A 16,745-nucleotide genomic window follows, 5' to 3' on the forward strand; every position below is an offset into this window, starting at 1 on the left:
CAATCGTATATTCCCCTGTCATTTTCGGGGTTTACTCCTTCGCAAATCATCCTAGTCTCGCCATCGGGCGAGGCGACGCGTGATTTTCGAAGGAGTGTTCATGTCTTCCACTTTTGATCTGCCACCGATGAGCCGGCGTTCCCTGCTCACGGGAATTGCTGCCACCTCTGCGCTGGTTCTGCTTCATCCCTTTGCCGCACGCGCTAGCGCCAACCAGGCGCATCTGCGGCTGATGGAGACGACGGATATTCACGTCAACGTCTTCCCGTATGACTATTATGCAGACAAGCCGAACGACACGATGGGATTGGCGCGCACCGCGACGATCATCGACAACATTCGTGCGGAAGCCACCAACTCGCTGCTGATCGACAATGGCGACGTGCTGCAGGGCAATCCGATGGGCGACTACATGGCCTATCAGCGCGGCCTGAAGGATGGCGATGTTCACCCCGTTATCAAGGCGATGAACACGCTCGGCTACACCGTCGGCACGCTCGGCAATCACGAATTCAATTACGGCCTCGACTTCATGTTCAAGGTGGTTCACGGCGCCAACTTCCCGTTCGTCTGCGCCAACCTGACGAAGGGACAGCTCGCCTCCGATCCGAAGCAGGACGATCTGTTCTTCAAGCCCTACATCATCGTCGAGAAAATGATCAAGGACGGTTCGGGCAACGAAAGCCCGGTGAAAATCGGCTTCATCGGCTTCGTGCCGCCGCAGATCATGCAGTGGGATATCAAGAACCTGGAAGGCAAGGCGCAGACCCGCGATATCGTCGAAGCGGCCAAGGCCTGGGTGCCTGCGATGAAGGAGGCAGGTGCGGATATCGTGATTGCGCTGTCTCATTCAGGCATCGATGGAACCGCCCCTTCCGAAAAAATGGAAAACGCATCGCTGCATCTGGCCGCCGTCGATGGCATCGATGCGATCTTTACCGGCCACCAGCATCTGGTGTTTCCCGGTCCGAAGACCTGGGACGGCATCCAGAATGCCGATCCGGTCAAGGGCACGCTGCACGGAAAACCAGCCGTCATGGCCGGCTTCTGGGGCTCTCATCTCGGGCTGATCGACCTTCTGCTCGAAAAAGACGGCAAGAGTTGGAAGATCGTCGACTTCACATCGGAAGCCCGGCCAATCTATCACCGCGACGACAAGAAGAAGGTCGTGGCCGATGTTGCCGACAAGAAGGACGTGATCGACGCCGCCAAGGCCGAGCACGAGGCGACGCTCGCCTATGTCAGAACGCCCGTCGGCAAGACATCGGCGCCGCTCTATTCCTACTTCGCTCTCGTTGCCGACGATCCCTCGGTGCAGATCGTCAGCCAGGCGCAGAGTTGGTACATCAAGCAGATGCTCGCCGATACCGAGTTCAAGGATCTGCCGGTGCTGTCGGCTGCGGCGCCGTTCAAGTCAGGCGGTCGCGGTGGTGCCGATTATTACACCGATGTTCCGGCTGGCGATCTCGCCATCAAGAACATCGCCGATCTCTATCTCTACCCGAACACGGTGCAGGCCGTCGTCATCAATGGCGAGCAGGTGAAGAACTGGCTGGAAATGTCGGCCGGGATGTTCAACGAGGTGAAGCCCGGAACCAAGGATGCCGAACTGCTGAACAGCGACTTCCCGTCCTATAATTTCGACGTTATCGATGGCGTCACCTATCAGATCGACCTCGCCCAGCCGCGCAAATACGACAATGACGGCATGGCGATCAATGCCGATGTGAGCCGCATCCAGAACCTGCAGTTCGATGGAAAACCGATCGATCCGAAGCAGAAGTTCGTGGTGGTGACCAACAACTATCGCGCCGGCGGTGGTGGCAAGTTCCCCGAGATCGCGGCCGACAAGGTGGTATTCCAGGCGCCGGATACCAACCGCGACGTGATCGTGCGCTACGTCCACGAACAGGGTACGATCAATCCATCGGCCGACGGCAACTGGACCTTCAAGCCGGTGGACGGCGCGACCGCCACGTTCCAGAGCGGGCCGAAGGCGAAGCAGTTCATCGCCGAGGTGAAAGGCGCGAAGATCGAGGATGCCGGCGAAGGCACCGACGGCTTCGCGAAATTCAGGCTGGTGCTCTGATCATCGACAATGGCGAGGCGCAAGCGCCTCGCCTACTCCGCGGCAAGCGGCATATCCGGCCGGCGGATATCGTCCAGTGATGCTGTAAAATCGGCATGGTTCGGGCAGGCCGAAAGCAGCCTGTGGAACGCCTCGATCATCCATGCGGCGGCTGGTCCGGGCGGATTGGAAATGCGGCGCATTGCGTAGATCGGGTATTCGCCCTGCTCGTAGGCCTGCAGATCGAGATGAACGAGCGTGCCGTTTGCCAGATCCTCGCGAATGATCGATGCCGGCAAACCACCCCAACCGAGGCCGCCGCGGATCAGCGCATGCTTGGTGGCGATGTCGCTGACGCGCCAGGTCTTGTAGGACAGCACGTTGAAATCGCGCCCCTTGGTCAGGCCCGATGCGTCGGTGACCACCAGCTGCACCTCCTCACGGACATCTGCCAGGGTGAGCGGCCGACCCAGTTCTCCAAGGGGATGGGTGCTGGACGCGACGGGGATCATGAAGGAGTGGCCGATCTTCTCGACAGTGATCGCATCGTCCTGCTTCAGCACGGCACCGCCAATGCCGATCGTCGCTTTGCCAGACAGCACCGCCTCCATGACCATGCCGAGTTCGCCAGCGCTCAGGTTCAGTGTCACGGACGGAAACCGGTCGCGAAACTCACGCAGCACTGCGACGACTGCCTGCGGCGGCACCATGACGCTGATCGCCACCGCGACTTCGGCCTCCAGCCCTTCTTTAAGGCTCTTAACCCGGGCGCGCATCACCTGCAGATCTGTCATCAGCCGGCGCGCATCCTCCAGCATCGCCTTGCCCGCCTCGGTCAGCTTCGGCTGGCGGGCGCCGGAGCGTTCGAACAGTTGCATTTCAAGCTGCGCTTCGAGATTGGCGATGGTGTAGCTGACCACCGATTGGGCGCGATTGAGCGCACGGGAGGCCGCCGAGAAGCTGCCGGTTTCAGCAACGGTCAGGAACACCTGCAACTGGTCCAGTGTCGGGTTCGGCAACATCACATCCATCCAATCCATCGATAGTTTCGATCTACATTATCCCAGTTTTTTCGATAGGCCGCCAGATCTATTTCTCTCCCTGAAGCCGTGGTTCGATACTCCCGATGATCCCGGCAATGCCAATACCAGAGGAATAACAATCATGTCGTCCATCCTGCTTCTGACCTCCAGCCCGCGCGCTGAATCTCTGTCGACCGATATCGCTTCAGACCTCGCAGCCAAGCTTCAGGCACAGCAGCCGGGCAGCGTGCTGGTTCGCCGTGACCTCGCCGCCAACCCGCTCCCGCATATGGACGACCTGTTCTCCATCGCCATCCGCAAGCCGGCCGACGCACGCACAGCCGAAGAAAATGCGGCTGCAAAGATTTCCGACGAACTCGTCAACGAACTGCTCGCTGCCGACACAATCGTCATCGGCACCGGCCTGATCAACTTCAACATCTACTCCTCGCTGAAGAGCTGGATCGACAACGTTGCGCGCGCCGGCCTGACATTCAAGTACACCGAAAGCGGCCCTGTCGGCCTCGCCACCGGCAAGAAGGTCTACGTGGTTCTGGCGTCCGGCGGCGTCTACTCGCAGGGTCCTGCCGCCGGCATGAACCATGCCGTGCCCTACCTGAAGACCGTTCTCGGCTTCATGGGTATCAGCGACATCGAAACCATCTATGTCGAAGGCCTGGCATTTGGTCCTGAAGCTGCCGAAAAGGCGGTCGGTGCTGCCAAGGCGCGTGCTGAAGAACTGGCGCTCGCCGCTTAATCGAGGCCAATCCGACTAAAAAGGACGGTCGGCTTGCCGGCCGTTTTTTTGTGGGGTGAGAGTTGGATCAGTGTGCGGCGGCGATATCGTCGATGGCAGGGCCGCCGACGATACAGTTGCGACCGTTCTTTTTGGCCTGATACAGCCGCTGGTCGGCAACCGTCAGCAATGACGTAAAGTCGTCGCCATCCTCACCGACAGTCGCGACGCCGATGCTGATCGTCACCGGCCTGGCATCCGGTGTCATCACACTGGTCTCGATGGTCCAGCGCAACCGCTCCGCCAACCGAAGCGCTTCGCCATGATCCGTCGCCGGGCATATGGCGACGAACTCTTCGCCGCCAAAGCGGTACATTCGATCGGCCGCCCGCAGTATGGTGCCCAGCCGAAGCGCGATTGCCCTGAGCACCTCATCGCCTTGCAGATGGCCGAACTGATCGTTGACGCCCTTGAAGTGATCGGCGTCCATGATCATCACCGTGGCGTACTGTCCCTGGCGCAGCGATTCCCGGATCATGATCGGCGCCTCGAGTTCCATGCGCGTGCGATCGTAAAGGCCGGTCAGCACGTCTCTGCCGGTGCGGCTGAGAAGATCGTTGTAACGCTCGCGAAACGTCAAATCACTGAAGATGTCGCTGATCGGGCGGGCGTTCGGTGTGACGACGGCGCGGCCGATCCATAGCTCGTAGATGGCGAACAGCGCCGTATAGATGCAGACCGCAAACATCTTGGCCTTCCAGCCGCCCCAGAAGGCGGCCAGCGGCACGCCGACGACGTAATGGAGTGCGCCGAAGAAGGCGATCTGATCAAAGGTGAGCAGCACAAATCCGCAGATCATGAAGCGCAGGACGATCTTGTGCTTCAGATAGCGGCCAAGCCGCTCGTAGAGCAGAATGATGCCGATCGCGTCGAGATAGAGGATGGCCGTTCCCCAGATCATCAGCCAGCCCATCTCTTGCAGGAATTCATCGCTGGGAGCGCGGCTCGGGGAAAGTTCGACCGGAACATGCCACTGCAACAGCCAGGCAATACCGACCGTCAGGAGATTGCCGAGAAACAGGCCGTAAATCGGCTGACGCACGACCGCGGCGTCTTCCTGAAGGTAGAGCATCAGGATCATCATCAGCTTGCCGGTGAAGAATACCGACGATCCCGGCGACACGATGCCGAAGGGCACTTCGACATAGAAGACCGCTGCGAGATAGGTCTCCATGAAGTGCATGACGCCAAGCGCGGTCAAAAACATCCCGAGGCCGATGCGATGGCGGAAATGCAGCAGCATCACCATGAGCGTGAAATAGCTGATGGCTTCGATGACGAACAGCAGGAGATTGATGTTTGCCATCAACCACACCGCCGCGTGCCTGGAAGACACGACCGGGTGGCAGAGTGGACGGCATGACCATATGTCGTTGCGTCCCGCTTGTCTGCGAGAGGTATGGCGGTCGGTCTGCCAGTGTTATGAAGCACGCGACGATCCTGCAAAATCTGCTAACCGCAACATCGCCGGAATACTTTAAAATAGCGTGAGCGGACGGCTGTGGTAGCCGGGCCAAGGAACAGCATTATGGCACAGTCTGAAAATCTCAGACCTGGCGCTGTTTGGCGCCGTCGCTGAACAGGGATGGACCGTTCTGGTCGATGATCTGCTGCGCCTTGCGCACGGTGCATTCGATCGCATCATCGGTCGATGAGAACATGTCGGCTCGGATGAAATTGCGCACCAGCACCTCTTCGCCGACAACCTTCTCGATGCGGCCTGCAAGGCGGTACTGGCCGCCTTCCTTCTGCGGCGCGGCATAGATCGTGCAATCGGCATAGGGCTGCGGATCGGATGCAACGGATGCCGATGCGCCAGGCTGCTTTGCGCCGCCCGAGAACATGGAGAGAATACTGGAGAAAATCGAAGCCATGATACGCCTTTGTCATGAGGGCCGATGCCGTCATCGGTAAATAGGGCCGTTTCAGCCAAAGTTAAATGATGAGGTTGGCCAGGATCTCATTTTCGGTGATGTCCTCGAAACCGATGCCAGCCGTCTCGAAATTGGCGAAGAGATCGGCGAAATTCTCCGGCGACTTCGTTTCGATGCCGATCAGCACGGAGCCGAAGTTGCGCGCCGTTTTCTTCAGATATTCGAAACGGGCAATATCGTCCTCGGGGCCGAGCAGATTGAGGAAGTCGCGCAGGGCGCCGGGGCGCTGCGGCAGACGCAGGATGAAGTATTTCTTCAGTCCCGCATAGCGCATGGCCCTCTCCTTTACGTCAGGCAGACGTTCGAAGTCGAAATTGCCACCCGAGACGATGGCAATGATCGTCTTGCCGCGGATCGCCTCCGGATCCATGGCAGCGATCGCCGTCAGCGACAACGCGCCGGCAGGTTCCAGAACGACGCCCTCGACGTTGAGCATCTCGTTGATGGTGACGCAGATGGCGTTCTCCGGCATCAACATGACCTGATCGGTCGGAAAGGCCTTGAGGGCCGCGAAATTCAGGTCGCCGATCCGCGCCACGGCGGCACCATCAACGAAATTGTCGACCTTTGAGAGAGTGACCACCTCGCCGGCCTCGAGGCTGCGCTTGAGGCTTGGTGCACCGGCCGGTTCGACGAAGACAAAGCCCGTGCTCGGCACGATGTCTTTCAGGAAGCCGCTGGTGCCCGCCGCAAGCCCGCCGCCGCCGACCGGCATGACGACGAGATCAGGCACGGTGCCCTCAGGCAATTGCTGCATGATCTCGGAAGCAACCGTCGACTGGCCCTCGATGATGTCGGCATGATCGAAGGGAGGCACCATGACGCCGTCGATGGTTTCGACATAATCGCGCGCCGCCTTGTAGCACTGGTCGAAGAAGTCGCCGGTCAGCTTGATGGTGATGAATTCGCCGCCGAAGATACGGGTCTTGTCGATCTTCTGCTGCGGCGTGGTCACCGGCATGAAGACGACGCCATGTACGCCGAAATGGCGGCAGACGAAGGCAAAGCCCTGGGCGTGATTGCCGGCAGAGGCGCATACGAAAATCTTGTCGGAAGCACCTTCAGCGATGCGTTTGCGGAAGAAGTTGAAGGCGCCGCGGATCTTGTAGGAACGAACCGGCGACAGATCTTCGCGTTTCAACCAGATATCGGCGCCGTAGCGGGCGGACAAATGTTCGTTGAGTTGCAGCGGCGTTGCCGGGAATAGGCTGCGCAAGGCCTCCTCGGCAGCTTCGACATTCTGTCTGGTCACGGTCTCGGTCCCTTGTGTTCTCGCTCCACGCTATGCCATAGGCGGCCCATCGAAAGAAGCCCATTTTCGACCACAACCGTTCGGCCGGCAAAAGCGTCTCACCGGCGCTTGCGGAAAATCGCGGCGATAACGCAGTTGTGCGCTGGAAACGCCCGGTGACATCGTTATTGTAGGTTTTATGACAGCTGACAAATTTTCCAAGCCGCTCGCCTGGCTGCTTCTCGCGGGCATTATCTTCGTGACGGTCTCTCCGATCGGCCTGCGGCCGCACACGATCACCTCGGTCAACATTGACAGGGCGCTTGCCTATCTGGTCGTCGGCCTGGCCTTCGCCGTTGCTTATCCCAGGCACTGGCTCGTGGTGGCGGGCCTGCTGGTCGTCGGAGCCGTGGCTATCGAATATATGCAGTATCTCTCGCCAAGCCGGCATGCGCGCCTGCACGATGCCGGTGTGAAGGCTGCCGGTGCATGTCTCGGGGTATTCGCCGGCACGCTCGTCAACCGGTTCCGTCCAGCAAAACCGAGCGAAGGCTAAGTTTTTGGCGGCTGGTGCGGGCGGCGGGGGTCGAACCCGCACAGCCAAGGCCGAGGGATTTTAAGTCCCTTGCGTCTACCAGTTTCGCCACGCCCGCAATAGGCACCTCAATCAACGACTGCAGCGATTCAGTCAAGTGCTTCCGGCGCCGCGTATAGGCCTACGTGATGCGAATCGGCCACAATTGAATACATATTACAAACCCATTAACAAGCGTCTTTCTTGCAACGCTAGAATGTGTTTCTATGTCTTCGTCAGTAAAGCTACGGCTTCTGGGCGTGTATTTGTAAAGCTTGTCTTGTTGTGGGAGTAAGACGATGGTTTACGACTGGGATGGCGCTAGAACTCGGCGCCTCAGACTGTTTCGTGCAGGCACGGCATTCTTGATTGGACTTGCGGTATTTGGGGTACCGCTGTTCGTTTACACAGCCAAGCTTCATGGGCTCTACGGCTGAGCGAATTACCAAATCGGACAGACAACAACTTCTGATTATTCAAAACGGCGTTTCCGACGCCAGAAACGGGAAAAGCGCGGCCGGTGGCCGCGCTTTCTAGCGATAAATTTGCTTGATCAGGCGAGCTTGGCAGCAAGCTTGGCAATGTGTGCGCCCTGGAACTTTGCAGCTTCCAGTTCGACAGCCGAAGGCTGGCGCGAACCGTCACCGTCGGTGATGGTCGAAGCGCCGTAAGGCGAACCGCCCTTGATCTCGTCAACGCCCATCTGACCCTGAAAAGCATAGGGCAGACCAGCTACGACCATGCCCTGGTGAAGGAAGGTCGGGATGAAGCCGAGGATGGTGGATTCCTGGCCACCGTGCTGCGTGGCAGACGAGGTGAAGACCGAGCCAAGCTTGCCGACAAGCTTGCCGGCGAACCAGAGGCCGCCCGTCTGATCCCAGAAATTGCGCATCTGCGAGGCAACGGTGCCGAAGCGGGTGCCGGCGCCAACGATGATCGCATCGTAATCTGCCAGTTCGTCCGGCGTGGCGACGGGTGCAGCCTGATCGACCTTGAAATGCGAGGCCTTGGCGACCTCTTCCGGCACCAGTTCCGGCACGCGCTTGACGGTGACTTCGGCACCGGCCGACTTTGCGCCTTCGGCAACGGCATAGGCCATGGTCTCGATGTGGCCGTAAGACGAATAGTAAAGTACCAGAACCTTAGCCATTTTAGCAGTTTCCTCTTGCTGGGATGCCACGGGCGCCGGGTTTGGCGCGCCGAACAGAATCCGTTTGATGAACTCGGGTAACATAAAGAATGCCTCGCAACGCATGGTGCGTATGCCCCATAGCTATTGCATGCGCACGTCAGGTGCCAGCCACGCCATCGGAAACGGACTGTTCAATCTTATCGCATGTTTTCGGCTTGCATTCACTTTTCCGTAAGCCAACGCACGGGCTTCCCGTCTGCCCTATTTGGTATAAGTTCGATGCCAAACAATGAGAAACGACAGAGACCTGCAATGAACCAACAGATTGTGACAGCAGCCATACTGGCGATCGGCGACGAGCTTCTTTCTGGACGCACCAAGGACAAGAATATCGGCCATCTCGCCGACATGCTGCTTCTGGCCGGCATCGACCTGAAGGAAGTTCGGATCGTTGCGGACGAGGAAGACGCGATCGTCGAGGCGCTCAATGCGATGCGGGCGAAATACGACTACGTCTTCACCTCGGGCGGCATCGGACCGACCCACGACGACATTACCGCCGACGCCGTTTCCAAGGCGTTCGGCGTCGCCTGCCACCACGACGAAAAGGCGATGGTCATGCTCGCCGACATGTACAAGCGCCGCGAGTTGGAGTTCACCGATGCCCGCAAGAGGATGGCGCGGATGCCTGTTGGCGCGACCCACATCCCCAATCCGGTTTCCACAGCACCCGGCTTCGTCGTTGGCAATGTCTACGTCATGGCCGGCGTGCCGCAGGTCTTCCAGGCCATGGTGGATGCGGTGATCCCTACCCTTCGCAGCGGAACGCCGGTTCTGTCTCTGGCGGTCTCGTGCCCCTATGGCGAAGGTGATATCGGCACGCCGCTGGCGGCGATCCAGAAGGCTCATCCCGACACAAGCATCGGCTCCTACCCGCGGTACGTCGGCCAGAAATTCTCGACCGAGATCGTCGTCCGCGGTCGCGCGCAAGACGTCATCGATGCCGCAGGTGCCGATGTGGAAGCGATGATCGAGACCATTCGATGCGAACGCGATGTGGCGGAAAACCATTCGGCGGAAGCCTAGCGAAAACTGCCCAGCTCTTGGGGCCGTGACATAGATCAAGGAAACAAACAGCCACCGCGTGCATTGCATAGCTTACGGACCATTTTACCCGCGCAGGGAGATAGAGATGTCATATAAAACCATTGTTGCCGTTCTCGATACTGCTGACAATTGCGCCGCTGTGGCCGAGTTCGCGTTTATGATCGCCGCGCAAAACGATGCCCACGTCATCGGCATTCATGCTGAAACGATCGCCGTGGTCCCGCTTGTGGCGCCGATGGAGATCCCTGATCCCATCGCGGTACAGGCATTGCAGGATATGGCGCACGCCGAAACGCTCGAGGTCGCACGGATCGTGTGCGGCAAGGCAGAGGCGGAAGGGGCTTCGTTCGAATGGCGCAGCTTCACATCCTCGGCGGGATATGGCTCTGCAACGATCATCGAAAGCGCACGCAGCGCCGACCTTCTGATTGCATCGCAGGCAGACCCCAGCAGACCATCCGACAGCCACGTGGATGTAGACAGCTTCCTGCTGGAAAGCGGCCGGCCGGTGCTGATGATCCCCTTTATCATCCGTCAGCCTAAGCCGATAAAACGTGTGCTGATCGCATGGAACGGCTCCAAGGAGGCCGCGCGTGCGACCTTCGATGCACTGCCGTTTCTGAAGACTGCTGACGAAGTCGAGGTTTTCTCCGTCGATCCGGTGGATAACGGGCTGCAGTCCGCGTCGATGTCCGGCGCCGAGATTGCTGCGACGCTTGCACGCCACGGCGTCAAGGTGACGCTTGCGACGATGGCGACCACGCCGGACAAGAATATTTCAGCCCTGATCGAGAACCGCCTGTCGGACAGCAGCATCGACCTGCTGGTCATGGGCGCCTACACCCATTCGAGGCTCTGGCAGATGATCTTCGGCGGGACTACCAAGTCGCTGCTGCAATCGATGACAGCAATGACGCTGCTTTCGCGGTAAGCGCTCCCGCTCAGAGGAGGCAATGGCACGCGGGGGCACGCGGGGGCTTGCGTTTTGCGACCAAATTCCGCTAATTGCCACGACCGACGACGAGCTCCGGCTTCGGTCCTTCCATCGCGCAGTCTCGGCTGCGCGATTTGCGTTTGACCAGATGAACGGAAAAGCGTCCGGCCGCCGGCAAACGGCGTGTCATCATTCATGCCTCGGAGCGAGCCAATGTCCCTTCCCGATAAAGCCTTTCCCGTTTCCTGGGATCAGTTCCACCGTGACGCCCGGGCGCTCGCCTGGCGGCTTGCCGGCCTCAACCGTGATTTCAAGGCGATCGTCTGCATCACGCGTGGCGGTCTGGTCCCTGCGGCCATCATCTCGCGCGAACTGAACATCCGCCTGATCGAGACCGTCTGCGTCGCCTCTTACCATGACTATGTGAACCAGGGAGAGATGATGCTGCTCAAGGGCATTGCGGCCGAACTTCTCACGGATGGCGGCGAAAGCGTGCTTGTGGTCGACGATCTGACAGACACCGGCAAGACCGCTTCGGAGGTGCGTACGCTGCTACCGAAAGCGCATTTCGCCTGCGTCTATGCCAAACCACAGGGTGTACCGACGATCGATACCTTCGTCACCGAAGTGAGCCAGGACACCTGGATCTACTTCCCGTGGGATATGGGATTCAGCTACCAGGAGCCGATTGCCAAGAACAGCCGCGGCTGATTTCTCGCGCGCCTGATAGACCAAAGCCAGAAACAACTTTAAATTGTTCCAATCTTTGTTTACTAACATCACGAAATTCGCTGTCAGACCCTCGCCGTCCGCCGTATCATGGGCACCACATCAGGCGGCAAGGGCGCAGCGTGATGATTGGGTCTGAGGCGGTCGCGGGCGCGACACTGGAACGAATATGCATCGTTGGCGGTTCATCGGCGTGATCGCGGCTCTCGGGCTGTGCTTGACTTCGTATCCGTGTGCCGTATCGGCGGAGCCCGCCTATATGTCCGTCGTGCGCGAGTATGTGGACAGCCTCGTCAGGCCAATGATCGCCAAGCCGATGATTCGCGCGGCGATCAAGGAGCAGAACGCCAAGTTCAGCGACGTCAGCAGCATGGATATCCAGGTGCTCGACAATACCTACCGAAGCGAAATCAAGAGCGGCCAATGGCAGATGGTGTCACGACTGCTCAACAATCCCGTGTCACGCTACCTCAAATCCGAGCAGGATGATTCGCAAGGAACGATTGTGGAAATCTTTGTGACCGACCGCCACGGCCTCAACGTCGGCCAGAGCACGGTGACGAACGATTACTGGCAGGGCGACGAAAGCAAGTTCCTGAGGACCTTCGGCAGGAACACCGACGAGATATTCATCGACCGTGCCGATCGTGACGATGCGACACAATTGCTGCAGACGCAGGCAAGCTTTATCGTTCGGGATGAAGGCGGAGAAGCCATCGGCACAGCGACGGTGACCATCGCCATCGACGCACTTTGAGAGTGTTTCAGGGCCGACGAATCGCAAGGCTCATTTGCGCTCCAAATGCCACCACCAAATCTCAAAAAACCGTGATTTTTATCTCGTTTTGGCAATTACCTTGCGCATCCGGCAGCAAGCCATTGAAAAGCTTGCCCAACTGGCTTTTCCCCAGTCTCCACAGGCCGATCCACAATATCTTGTGGTGAACACTTCATTAAGAACAACCCCTTGACGGAATCGCCTGTTTTCAACTTAATGGGCTTCGATGTTGCGGCGGCAACTGAACCGGACGTAACGAGGCCGGTTCTCATCAAAAATCGAGCATGTGATCAGGGCGTTGTACCTATGAGGGGTAAGTCGCCGTGTGGGTTGTTTGCGCGATTTGCCGCACGAAAAATTGGCATCCGGGGCTGGCGATAATAAGCTGTTAACACTATATTTAGTGATTGCAGCCACCATCACCACAAGATACAGGAAGCACATCTCCGGATGACACTCCTGTGACGGTACGGAAACGAGAACTGGCTGCGCTCCTACCGGCGCGACCGGACGAGGAAACTTGCGCCTTGGTCTACGAGGACGGGGCGCGCGATCTAGAGGTTAAGGCACATGCGCATAGAACGCCGATTTACGAAGGCAGATCAGGGCGCTTACGCGGCTATCGAATTCCGCAAGGCGACCAGCGAAATCAAGAACCCGGACGGGTCGATCGTATTCCGCCTCGAGAACATCGACGTTCCTGCGCAGTTTTCGCAGGTTGCCGCCGACATTCTGGCACAGAAGTATTTCCGCAAGGCAGGCGTTCCCGCTCGCCTCAAGAAGGTTGAGGAAAACGACGTTCCTTCCTTCCTGTGGCGTTCTGTTGCCGACGAAGCGGCGCTGAAGGAACTTCCCAAGGACGAGCAGTACGGTTCTGAAACCGATGCGCGCCAGGTCTTCGACCGTCTTGCCGGCACCTGGACCTACTGGGGCTGGAAGGGCGGCTATTTCACATCAGAGGAAGATGCCTCTGCTTTCCGCGACGAACTTGCCTACATGTTGGCAACTCAGCGCGTTGCCCCGAACTCGCCGCAGTGGTTCAACACCGGCATGCACTGGGCCTACGGCATCGACGGCCCCGGCCAGGGCCACTTCTATGTCGATCCTTTCACCGGCAAGCTGACCAAGTCGAAGTCGGCTTACGAACATCCGCAGCCGCATGCCTGCTTCATCCAGTCGGTTGAAGACGATCTCGTCAACGAAGGCGGCATCATGGACCTTTGGGTTCGCGAAGCACGCCTGTTCAAGTACGGCTCCGGCACCGGCTCCAACTTCTCCTATCTGCGCGGCGAAGGCGAAAAGCTTTCCGGCGGCGGCCGTTCGTCAGGCCTGATGAGCTTCCTGAAGATCGGCGACCGGGCAGCCGGTGCGATCAAGTCGGGCGGCACGACGCGCCGTGCGGCGAAGATGGTGGTGGTCGACATCGATCACCCCGATATCGAGGAGTACATCAACTGGAAGGTCAAGGAAGAACAGAAGGTTGCAGCCCTTGTGACCGGCTCGAAGATCGTCAATCGCCACCTCAAGGCGATCATGAAGGCCTGCGTCAATTGCGAAGGCGACAATGACGATTGCTACGACCCGAACAAGAACCCTGCCCTGAAGCGCGAAGTGCGCGCTGCCAAGAAGGACCAGGTTCCGGAAAACTACATCGGCCGCGTCATCCAGTTCGCCCGCCAGGGCTACAAGGACCTGCAGTTCAAGACCTACGACACCGACTGGGATTCGGAAGCGTACCTCACGGTTTCAGGCCAGAACTCCAACAACTCGGTCTCGATCAAGGACGACTTCCTGCGCGCAGTCGAAAACGACGGCGACTGGAACCTGACCGCCCGCAAGGACGGCAGGGTCATGAAGACGCTGAAGGCACGCGACCTGTGGGAATCGATCTCCTACGCCGCATGGGCATCGGCCGATCCGGGCCTGCACTTCAACACGACGATGAACGACTGGCACACCAGCCCGGCTGAAGGCCCGATCCGCGCCTCCAACCCGTGCTCGGAATACATGTTCCTCGACGACACGGCCTGCAACCTTGCCTCGCTGAACCTCATCCAGTTCAAGGATGCGGCCACCAAGCGCATCGACATCACCGACTACGAACACGCCGTTCGCCTGTGGACCGTCGTTCTCGAAGTGTCCGTGATGATGGCGCAGTTCCCATCGCGCCAGATCGCCGAACGCTCCTACGAATACCGCACGCTCGGCCTCGGCTATGCCAACATCGGCGGCCTGCTGATGTCGTCGGGCATTCCTTACGACAGCGACGAAGCCCGTGCGATTGCCGGCTCGCTGACCGCGATCATGACCGGTATCGCCTATGCGACGTCGGCCGAAATGGCCTCCGAGCTCGGCCCGTTCAAGAACTTCGCACCGAACCGCGACAACATGCTGCGCGTCATGCGCAACCATCGCCGTGCGGCTTATGGCGAGACCACGGGCTATGAAGGCCTGTCGATCAACCCGGTTGCGCTGATCCACTCCGAAAATCCAGACCAGACCCTCGTGGCCCATGCCAAGAGCGCCTGGGACAAGGCAATCGAACTCGGCGAAAAGCACGGCTACCGCAACGCCCAGGCAACCGTCATCGCGCCGACAGGCACGATCGGTCTCGTCATGGATTGCGACACAACAGGCATCGAGCCTGACTTCGCGCTGGTGAAGTTCAAGAAGCTTGCTGGTGGCGGCTACTTCAAGATCATCAACCGCGCGGTTCCGGAAGCCATGCGCACGCTCGGCTATTCCGAAAGCCAGATCGCCGAGATCGAAGCTTACGCTGTCGGCCACGGCAACCTGAACCAGGCACCGGCGATCAACCCAGGCTCGCTGAAGGCCAAGGGCTTCACCGACGAGAAGATCGAAGCTGTCAACGGCGCGCTGAAGCAGGCCTTCGACATCAAGTTCGTGTTCAACCAGTGGACGCTCGGCACCGACTTCCTGAAGACGGTCCTGAAGGTTTCCGACGAACAGCTCGGCGACATGAGCTTCAACCTGCTTGACCACCTCGGCTTCTCTCGTAAGGACATCGAAGCTGCAAACGTTCACGTTTGCGGAGCGATGACGCTGGAAGGCGCGCCGTTCCTGAAGAACGAGCACCTCGCCGTGTTCGATTGCGCCAACCCATGCGGCAAGATCGGCAAGCGTTATCTCTCGGTCGATAGCCACATCCGCATGATGGCAGCGGCACAGCCGTTCATCTCGGGCGCGATCTCCAAGACGATCAACATGCCGAACGATGCGACGGTCGACGATTGCAAGAGCGCCTACATGCTCTCGTGGAAGCTCGGCCTCAAGGCAAACGCGCTCTATCGTGACGGCTCCAAGCTGTCGCAGCCGCTGAACGCCTCGCTGATCGAAGACGAGAACGATGAGGATGCACTCGACGATCTGCTGCAGCAGCCGGTCGCAGCCCAGGCCGTCACCATCACCGAGAAAATCATCGAGCGTGTGGTCGAACGCGTTACCCGCGAGCGTGAGAAACTCCCGAACCGCCGCCAGGGCTACACCCAGAAGGCTGCCGTCGGCGGACACAAGGTGTATCTGCGCACCGGCGAATTCGGCGATGGCCGTATCGGCGAGATCTTTATCGACATGCACAAGGAAGGCGCTGCTTTCCGTGCGATGATGAACAACTTCGCCATCGCCATCTCGCTTGGCCTGCAGTACGGCGTGCCGCTCGAAGAATATGTGGAGGCCTTCACCTTCACCAAGTTCGAACCGGCAGGCATGGTCATCGGCAACGATGCGATCAAGAACGCCACGTCGATCCTGGACTACGTGTTCCGCGAACTGGCCGTCTCCTACCTCGGCCGCCACGACCTCGCCCATGTCGATACGTCGGACTTCTCGCAGACAGCCCTCGGCAAGGGCATCCAGGAAGGCAAGACCAACCTCGTTTCGACAGGCTGGACACGCGGCTACAAGCCGACGCTGGTCTCCGACAACGAACGCCAGGCATCCAGCGAGCCGAAGGGTTCGGCAACGGCTGCCCCTGCCCGCGCCTCTTCCGGTGCGACGGTCACCTCCTTTGCAGGCGCTGCCGCCCGCAAGATCGAGCCGACCGTTGCCATCTCGACCTCCGAGATCGTCTCCTTCAAGCGCGAATACGAAGAACGCGCCAAGGAACTGGCGGAAGAGATCGCCGTGGAAGTAACGGAAGAGATCACCACCGAAGGCCTGCAGCAGGCAACGGCTCTGTTCTCCGACAAGGCCGCAGCAGACGCCGCATCGGCCAAGACGGAAGCCAAGAAGCTGGAGACCGAACGCCGGGCGCGCTCGATCATGCAGGGCTATACGGGCAACATTTGCTCGGAGTGCCAGAACTTCACGATGGTGCGCAACGGCACTTGCGAAAAGTGCGACACTTGTGGCGCGACCAGCGGTTGCAGCTGATCAGCCTCTGAAGAGACCCGATAAAAGCAAGGCCGTCCGCTCATCAGA

General features: G+C 59.2%; 13 protein-coding genes and 1 tRNA gene. 8 read left to right on the top strand and 6 right to left on the bottom strand.

Features of this window, described 5'->3' with window-relative positions:
* The first annotated feature begins 100 nt into the window (after nucleotides 1-100).
* On the top strand, nucleotides 101-2,089 hold the full coding sequence (locus tag GVL52_RS05140; RefSeq protein WP_160004509.1) for a bifunctional 2',3'-cyclic-nucleotide 2'-phosphodiesterase/3'-nucleotidase: 1,989 nt from the start codon (nucleotides 101-103) through the stop codon (nucleotides 2,087-2,089).
* Between the two features lie 32 nt (nucleotides 2,090-2,121).
* Here the strand turns inward: GVL52_RS05140 and GVL52_RS05145 are convergent, their stop codons facing one another.
* A complete protein-coding gene (locus GVL52_RS05145) occupies nucleotides 2,122-3,090 on the bottom strand; it encodes a LysR family transcriptional regulator (protein WP_160004918.1) in 969 nt (322 codons plus the stop codon).
* A 142-nt stretch (nucleotides 3,091-3,232) separates the two neighbouring features.
* On the opposite strand from GVL52_RS05145, the gene GVL52_RS05150 reads away from it, so the two are divergent.
* Nucleotides 3,233-3,847 (top strand): FMN-dependent NADH-azoreductase, encoded by a 615-nt coding sequence (locus GVL52_RS05150; RefSeq protein WP_160004511.1) that lies wholly within the window; start codon nucleotides 3,233-3,235, stop codon nucleotides 3,845-3,847.
* Between the two features lie 67 nt (nucleotides 3,848-3,914).
* On the opposite strand, the gene GVL52_RS05155 is transcribed toward GVL52_RS05150, so the two are convergent.
* The 3 genes from GVL52_RS05155 to ilvA form a co-directional block, all read right to left on the bottom strand.
* The gene (locus GVL52_RS05155; protein WP_200847775.1) at nucleotides 3,915-5,195 is read right to left on the bottom strand and encodes a diguanylate cyclase; all 1,281 of its coding nucleotides are present in this window, start codon (nucleotides 5,193-5,195) and stop codon (nucleotides 3,915-3,917) included.
* 238 nt (nucleotides 5,196-5,433) lie between these two features.
* Complete coding sequence (locus tag GVL52_RS05160) at nucleotides 5,434-5,760, bottom strand: HlyU family transcriptional regulator (protein WP_160004515.1); 327 nt, start codon at nucleotides 5,758-5,760, stop codon at nucleotides 5,434-5,436.
* Between the two features lie 61 nt (nucleotides 5,761-5,821).
* Nucleotides 5,822-7,072 (bottom strand): threonine ammonia-lyase, encoded by a 1,251-nt coding sequence (ilvA, locus tag GVL52_RS05165; RefSeq protein ID WP_160004517.1) that lies wholly within the window; start codon nucleotides 7,070-7,072, stop codon nucleotides 5,822-5,824.
* 178 nt (nucleotides 7,073-7,250) lie between these two features.
* Here ilvA and GVL52_RS05170 point away from each other — a divergent pair, with 178 nt between their 5' ends.
* Nucleotides 7,251-7,607, top strand: a complete 357-nt coding sequence (locus GVL52_RS05170; protein ID WP_160004519.1) for a VanZ family protein — start codon at nucleotides 7,251-7,253, stop codon at nucleotides 7,605-7,607.
* A 12-nt stretch (nucleotides 7,608-7,619) separates the two neighbouring features.
* Here GVL52_RS05170 and GVL52_RS05175 read toward each other — a convergent pair.
* Nucleotides 7,620-7,704 (bottom strand) — tRNA-Leu (locus GVL52_RS05175).
* 474 nt (nucleotides 7,705-8,178) lie between these two features.
* A complete protein-coding gene (wrbA, locus tag GVL52_RS05180) occupies nucleotides 8,179-8,775 on the bottom strand; it encodes an NAD(P)H:quinone oxidoreductase type IV (protein WP_160004521.1) in 597 nt (198 codons plus the stop codon).
* Nucleotides 8,776-9,069: 294 nt separating this feature from the next.
* On the opposite strand from wrbA, the gene GVL52_RS05185 reads away from it, so the two are divergent.
* The 5 genes from GVL52_RS05185 (at nucleotide 9,070) to GVL52_RS05205 (ending at nucleotide 16,697) form a co-directional block, all read left to right on the top strand.
* A complete protein-coding gene (locus tag GVL52_RS05185) occupies nucleotides 9,070-9,843 on the top strand; it encodes a competence/damage-inducible protein A (RefSeq protein WP_160004523.1) in 774 nt (257 codons plus the stop codon).
* Nucleotides 9,844-9,949: 106 nt separating this feature from the next.
* Nucleotides 9,950-10,795, top strand: a complete 846-nt coding sequence (locus tag GVL52_RS05190; protein ID WP_160004525.1) for a universal stress protein — start codon at nucleotides 9,950-9,952, stop codon at nucleotides 10,793-10,795.
* Between the two features lie 216 nt (nucleotides 10,796-11,011).
* Nucleotides 11,012-11,509 (top strand): xanthine phosphoribosyltransferase, encoded by a 498-nt coding sequence (gpt, locus tag GVL52_RS05195; protein WP_160004527.1) that lies wholly within the window; start codon nucleotides 11,012-11,014, stop codon nucleotides 11,507-11,509.
* A 187-nt stretch (nucleotides 11,510-11,696) separates the two neighbouring features.
* Nucleotides 11,697-12,284 carry a hypothetical protein gene (locus tag GVL52_RS05200; protein WP_160004529.1) on the top strand — a complete coding sequence of 196 codons (588 nt, stop codon included), beginning with the start codon at nucleotides 11,697-11,699 and terminating at the stop codon, nucleotides 12,282-12,284.
* Nucleotides 12,285-12,875: 591 nt separating this feature from the next.
* Nucleotides 12,876-16,697, top strand: a complete 3,822-nt coding sequence (locus GVL52_RS05205) for a vitamin B12-dependent ribonucleotide reductase (protein WP_160004531.1) — start codon at nucleotides 12,876-12,878, stop codon at nucleotides 16,695-16,697.
* The last annotated feature ends 48 nt before the right edge of the window (nucleotides 16,698-16,745 follow it).

It is taken from the genome of Rhizobium sp. 18055 (genome assembly GCF_902706285.1).
GTDB lineage: Bacteria > Pseudomonadota > Alphaproteobacteria > Rhizobiales > Rhizobiaceae > Rhizobium.

Excerpts from the sequence above, each read along its gene's own strand:
- GVL52_RS05140 (WP_160004509.1), top strand. The coding sequence starts at position 101 with ATGTCTTCCACTTTTGATCTGCCACCGATGAGCCGGCGTTCCCTGCTC.
- GVL52_RS05145 (WP_160004918.1), bottom strand. The coding sequence starts at position 3,090 with ATGTTGCCGAACCCGACACTGGACCAGTTGCAGGTGTTCCTGACCGTT.
- GVL52_RS05150 (WP_160004511.1), top strand. The coding sequence starts at position 3,233 with ATGTCGTCCATCCTGCTTCTGACCTCCAGCCCGCGCGCTGAATCTCTG.
- GVL52_RS05160 (WP_160004515.1), bottom strand. The coding sequence starts at position 5,760 with ATGGCTTCGATTTTCTCCAGTATTCTCTCCATGTTCTCGGGCGGCGCA.
- GVL52_RS05170 (WP_160004519.1), top strand. The coding sequence starts at position 7,251 with ATGACAGCTGACAAATTTTCCAAGCCGCTCGCCTGGCTGCTTCTCGCG.
- wrbA (WP_160004521.1), bottom strand. The coding sequence starts at position 8,775 with ATGGCTAAGGTTCTGGTACTTTACTATTCGTCTTACGGCCACATCGAG.
- GVL52_RS05185 (WP_160004523.1), top strand. The coding sequence starts at position 9,070 with ATGAACCAACAGATTGTGACAGCAGCCATACTGGCGATCGGCGACGAG.
- GVL52_RS05190 (WP_160004525.1), top strand. The coding sequence starts at position 9,950 with ATGTCATATAAAACCATTGTTGCCGTTCTCGATACTGCTGACAATTGC.
- gpt (WP_160004527.1), top strand. The coding sequence starts at position 11,012 with ATGTCCCTTCCCGATAAAGCCTTTCCCGTTTCCTGGGATCAGTTCCAC.
- GVL52_RS05200 (WP_160004529.1), top strand. The coding sequence starts at position 11,697 with ATGCATCGTTGGCGGTTCATCGGCGTGATCGCGGCTCTCGGGCTGTGC.
- GVL52_RS05205 (WP_160004531.1), top strand. The coding sequence starts at position 12,876 with ATGCGCATAGAACGCCGATTTACGAAGGCAGATCAGGGCGCTTACGCG.